The sequence below is a fragment of the Cognataquiflexum nitidum genome (genome assembly GCF_022538055.1).
Classification (GTDB): domain Bacteria; phylum Bacteroidota; class Bacteroidia; order Cytophagales; family Cyclobacteriaceae; genus Cognataquiflexum; species Cognataquiflexum nitidum.
Genome location: NZ_JAKZAM010000068.1, coordinates 1 through 4,149, shown reverse-complemented (window position 1 = coordinate 4,149; position 4,149 = coordinate 1). Strand labels below are relative to the sequence as shown.

At 40.4% G+C, this 4,149-nt stretch carries 4 protein-coding genes; all 4 read right to left on the bottom strand.

Annotation, left to right across the window (positions count from 1 at the left end; translation table 11 throughout):
* Positions 1-389 precede the first annotated feature (389 nt).
* Complete coding sequence (locus MMU07_RS21535; RefSeq protein WP_241128679.1) at positions 390-986, bottom strand: 3-keto-disaccharide hydrolase; 597 nt, start codon at positions 984-986, stop codon at positions 390-392.
* A complete protein-coding gene (locus tag MMU07_RS21530; protein WP_241128678.1) occupies positions 983-1,741 on the bottom strand; it encodes a 3-keto-disaccharide hydrolase in 759 nt (252 codons plus the stop codon). The genes MMU07_RS21535 and MMU07_RS21530 overlap by 4 nt, the downstream gene beginning before the upstream one ends.
* Before the next feature lie 2 nt (positions 1,742-1,743).
* Complete coding sequence (locus MMU07_RS21525) at positions 1,744-3,096, bottom strand: Gfo/Idh/MocA family oxidoreductase (RefSeq protein ID WP_241128677.1); 1,353 nt, start codon at positions 3,094-3,096, stop codon at positions 1,744-1,746.
* A gap of 122 nt (positions 3,097-3,218) precedes the next feature.
* Complete coding sequence (locus tag MMU07_RS21520) at positions 3,219-3,980, bottom strand: ABC transporter substrate-binding protein (RefSeq protein ID WP_241128676.1); 762 nt, start codon at positions 3,978-3,980, stop codon at positions 3,219-3,221.
* Between the last annotated feature and the right edge of the window lie 169 nt (positions 3,981-4,149).

Sequence of the window (4,149 nt, the reverse complement as noted above, 5' to 3'; positions counted from 1 at the left end):
CCTATCAATCTTGTCCTCCGGTTAACACCGTCAGACTTTTTAATGTCGTTTCTCCAGTATTTCAATGAACTTTTACCCTATCTCCCTAGGGTATAGTAAGACTCTCGCCCTATCTATTTTTCCTGTTCCTTACAAACAGGAGTGCAAAGGTAAGAATAAAATTTACAATCGGTGAAGAAAATAAAATTATTTTTTTGACCTTCTAATTTCAACAATTGTTCCCCCGTTTGGGAGTGCAAAGGTGTAAATCATTTCATTAAACACAAAGTTGTATTTTGAAATAATTGATAAATAGGACAAATGTCACTGATGGTCAGCAACAAAAATTTAAAAAAAATCCTGCCCCGATTTTAACCGAGGCAGGATATCAATCAAAACCTGATATTTCCTTAAAGTGCCTTCAAAGTGATATTTCTCCAATACACTTTGATCCCCCCGCCGTCATGGATCTGCAATAAAATCCCTCCCTCACCTTGACCAATTTTCTCATCTGTATAATCGACCATTTGGATACCATTAACATAAGAAATGACTCTATCACCTTCTACAACGATCTTCATCTTGTTCCAATCGCCATATTTCAATGCTTTGTCTTTTTCAGGATCCGGCTTGATCAACCAACCTCTTCCATAACTTTCATAAATCCCACCTGTATCATTTCCCGGAGGGGCAACTTCTACCTGCCAACCTGATACTTTGGTACCGTCAACTGTAGATCGTATAAAAACCCCGCTGTTGCCATCCGCTTCTTGCTTAAACTCAAGGTTGATTTCAAAATTTTTGTAATGCTTTTCTGTTCCCAAATAGCCATAACCTTTGTCAGGACCACTCTCAGATACAATCAATCCATTTTCCACATACCATTTTTCGGTGCCATAGACTATCCAACCTGTCAAATCCTTACCGTTGAACAACTTCTCTTTTTTCTGACCAAATGACACTTGAGCCAACAAAAGGAATGAACATACTATTAATAACTTCTTCATAATGGTCTTATTTTAATGTTTTTGTACCAAACTTCACTACCGTGGTCCTGAAGGGCAATCAATCCGGATTTTGAAATTGCGTAATCGGGAAAAGCATCCCACTTACCACTGTTCCGCTTTGTTTTCCAATCCTCAGAATAAGGCACGAATTCCACTGTCTTCTTTCCGTTCAAATAGTATTCCGCCTTTTCATTGGTGAAAATAATTTTCGAAACATTCCATTCGCCAGCAGGCTTAACTACTCCCTCAAAATCAGGGACGTACATTGCATAATCCGCTGCTAATGATTGCCAATCTTCCAAAGGCTGTGGGAATCCAAGCTGATCAATCACCTGGTATTCAGGCCCTGTGTAATAAGGTGCTGCATATTTTGGATCTTCCACAACATGGTAGAAGACACCACTGTTTCCACCGGTTGCTATTTTCCATGTGAATTCCATTTCAAATTGCTCGAATTCCAAAGGTGCGAATACAATATCCCCGCCAACATCTCCACCCTCATGGCCTAGACCTTTGAGCGCACCATCTTCCACAGTCCAATTTGGCGGTAAAGAATCACCATTAAAGGCCCTCCATCCATCGGTATTGACACCGTCAAACAACAACATCCAACCTGCTGATTTTTCATCCTCAGAAAGGGAATTATCAGGAAGGATTACTTCAGCAACCTCTTCGGTCACTTCTTCAGCAGGCTTTGGGCTACAGGCCCAAGCCAAGGAAATCAAAGCTATCCAAGCTATTCTTGTGTATTTCATAATTAAATCAATTTCATATTTACCGGATCCCATTTCATAAACTTATCCTGAAAGTAACTGTCGTTGCACAGCAAGGCCGGAGCCGCAGCTCTAAATCCAAATACCGGATCTTCGGCCACTGTACCGTTTGTCCTGATGGCATTGAACCAATTTCCAAAATGGTCATAATGTGCGCCTTTCCAGCTTCTTTCTGCAGCGTATACTGTCTCACGGGGAGGAAGGATTTTGGCTCTGCTTTCTTCGGAAGCACCTCTCAATTTCGCCTGTTCTCTCAAAAACGGATCATCACTTTCAGCATTTTGATTGAGTTTGACGACTACTTCTTCCCACTTCACATCCATGGAACCTTTGGTGCCCACTATTCTCAAATAGGTGGTACCGCTCGTTCCATCGACAAAATTACACCTTAATGAAAGATTAAATCCTGGATGCTCGGGAGTCTGGGGATAATCAAACATACCCAACAACACATCGGGAACTTCCCTTCCATCTTTCCAATACCTCAAGCCACCCATGGATGATACCTTGGTTGGACCTTTGGAATTGGTAATAAAATGCAAACTTGAAAAGAGGTGGACAAATAAATCGCCTGACATGCCTGTGCCATAATCAAGGTAATTTCTCCATCTGAAGAATCTCAAAGGATCCCAATCTCTACCAGTGGTATTGGAGATGTATTTTTTCCAATCAACAGTCTGTTCATTTCCATCCTTTGGAACATTGTATTGCCATGCGCCCTCTGGAGAATGTCTCGCCCAAAATCCTTCTGCATATACAATGTCCCCAATCGCTCCGGCGGCAAGAAGTTCTTTGGCCTTTTCATTACCCAAAGAAGAAACCCCTTGGCTGCCCACTACCATGACTTTCCCTGATTTTTTCCAGGCATTGACAACGTCCATTCCTTCTTTGACAGAATGAACCATCGGCTTCTCGCAATAGACATGCTTTCCGGCATTCATGGCATCGATACTGATCTGCTTGTGCCAATGGTCAGGAGTCGCAATGATAACAGCGTCTATGTCTTTTCTCTTGAGGACTTCCTGATAATCCTGGGTCACAAACAAATCTGAGCCCCACTTCTGCTTGGCCGACTCAAGTCTGCCTTTGTACAAATCACAAACAGCCACCAACTTGACATTGGCATGTCTTAGGGCAGAATTGGTATCTTCAGTACCCATGATTCCTGCACCGATCAAAGCCAGATTGATAGGAGTGTCATTGGTAGAACCTAGGGCTATGTCTCTTTCGAGAAAATTTTTATCCGGAAATTCTTCTGAAAATGCCAAAGGGCTAATCGCAGCAGCAGCGCCAGTTGCTCCAAGTTTCTTTAAGAAATGTCTTCTGTTTTGCTTCATCGTCTTGGGTTAGTTATTTTTGTAATTACGACTCGAAAAGTTACCTAAATTTTTTATAAAAGTATTTTTCAATGCTCTATATTTTTATAAACGGAATCTGTCCAAGATAAGCACTCTCTCCTTTATATATCTTCGAAATATTTTCCTGCAAAGAGTAATCGGCTTCCATACCAAGAAAACATTTCCCCATCCACTATCTTGATTTTAGTTTTGGGCAATTTTTCCTGAAAAAATGAAATGTGTTTTTCTTTGAATGGAAACGGTTCTGAACTGAGCAAAAGGAATTCTGGATTCAATTTTACAATTTCTTCCAAATCAATCTCAGGGTACCGAGATTGGTTGATGAGATTTTTGAAACCTGCTTTTTCCAAAATGGAATCTATAAAAGTATTGGACCCGACTGCAATCAAAGGGTCTTTCCAAATCAGGTAAACGGCAGAACCTTTCAATTTGAATTCTTTTTCCAGACCTTCTTTGACCCGAGAAACGATTTGGGTGGCTTTGATGGAAGTATCTGTCAACTCTCCAACGCACATAATCATCCGGTAAGCATCTTCCAGCGTGTAAATGTCACTCATCCAAACCGGAAACTTTTCAGAAAGTCTTTCAATCCCTTCCTGATAGTTTTCCTCCTTGTTTCCAATGATCAGGTCAGGTTGAAGCGATTCTATTTTATCAAAATGAAAATTCTTTGTACCCCCAATAACCGTTTTTTCTTTTTTCAATCCTTTGGGATGGATACAAAATTTTGTAACACCTACAATCCTATCCCTCAAACCCAAATCCACCAAAAGCTCTGTCTGCGATGGCACCAAGGAAACAATCCTTTTTGGGGGATTTGGAAGGGAAATGGTGCGGTGGAGTTGGTCTATGAATTGGGGCATGGTGAATTTTTTATTGAAATCATATAATTAAAAAAAAGTATCCTCAAAAATCTTGAAGGGAATTTGCAAATATTGAGTTAAATAAAATTAATGTAACTACTCAGGTTGTAATTTAGCTATATGAGTGAGGTTTTGGAGGACATTTTCTGACTTTTTGATCAAGGTGTCG